Below are 1025 nucleotides of genomic sequence, written 5' to 3' on the forward strand. Positions count from 1 at the left end.
TCCTCATACAACTGATCAAAAAGGGTTTTTGCATCCGGATTCTCCAGTAATTCACCATTTCTCACTTGCAAAACCGCTGTCAACGGATTGATCATGCAATTGATCAGCACTTTTCTTAATACGATTTGGTGTGCATCATTTGCAAAAGTCACCGGGAAATCAGGTGAATCGACGGATTTCATGAAGTCAAAACTTGCTTCATCCCCTCGATAAGAGGCAATTTTCATAGCACCGACTCCGTTGTGGGAGACGGTCCGATCATCCAAACGACCTGCGCCGTGTTCAACAGTCGCAAAAAATACGTTCGGCATTGAAGTTCCGCTAACTAGGTTGAAATGTCCGTATCCATTTTGAATGAACATGACCGCATTCTTCAAATTTCTTTTATGAACCAGCTCAACAACCGGAGCTACGCCTTCATACTTTGTCGCTACAATCCAAGGGGCATTTTCCGGCAGCTTCCCCTCATCAGTTTGAGCATTAGCTTTCAGAGACGTTTCGGTACCGTCACTATTGATGCGCCTGATTCCTTGTTCCCGGATGATAGCCGCCTGCTCTCTTCGTCTCACAAAAAACACGACCTTCATACCCGCTTCTGACAAATAGGAACCAATGAGCAACCCGATAGAACCCGCTCCAACGATAACAACCTCCATTAAAATCCCCCTTTTTAAAAAGGGCGACCTTCGGAAAAGGCGCCCTTACTTCTTCCTTATATTCGATTATACAGGATAGACTGGATGTTTTTTAGGTGGTAATGGAAGTTCTTTCGTTGAATAAAAACGGAAACGGTCTGCAAGCACATTTCTTAAATCCGAAGGCGCGACGATTTCGTCGATGATCAGCTCTGAAGCCATCTTGTAAATATCGATTTCCTCTTTATATTCTTTATGTTTCGCCTGGACAAAAGCGATCTTCTCTTTCGGATCCTCAATCGCTTCGATTTTATTTGAATAAACTGCATTGACTGCGGCTTCCGGTCCCATTACCGCAATCTGCGCTGTAGGTAACGCAATGCAAACATC

Annotated in this window: 2 protein-coding genes; both read right to left on the reverse strand. The window is 44.2% G+C overall.

Features of this window, described 5'->3' with window-relative positions; translation table 11 throughout:
- The coding region (locus AWV70_RS22050; protein WP_060210596.1) for a 2-dehydropantoate 2-reductase at positions 1–656 on the reverse strand (656 nt) is incomplete at its 3' end.
- Positions 657–722: 66 nt separating this feature from the next.
- Positions 723–1025 (reverse strand): carboxyl transferase domain-containing protein (locus AWV70_RS22055; RefSeq protein WP_276525656.1); only part of this gene is annotated, 303 nt, incomplete at its 5' end.

This window comes from Sporosarcina koreensis (assembly GCF_001531445.1).
Taxonomy (GTDB): Bacteria; Bacillota; Bacilli; order Bacillales_A; family Planococcaceae; genus Sporosarcina; species Sporosarcina koreensis_C.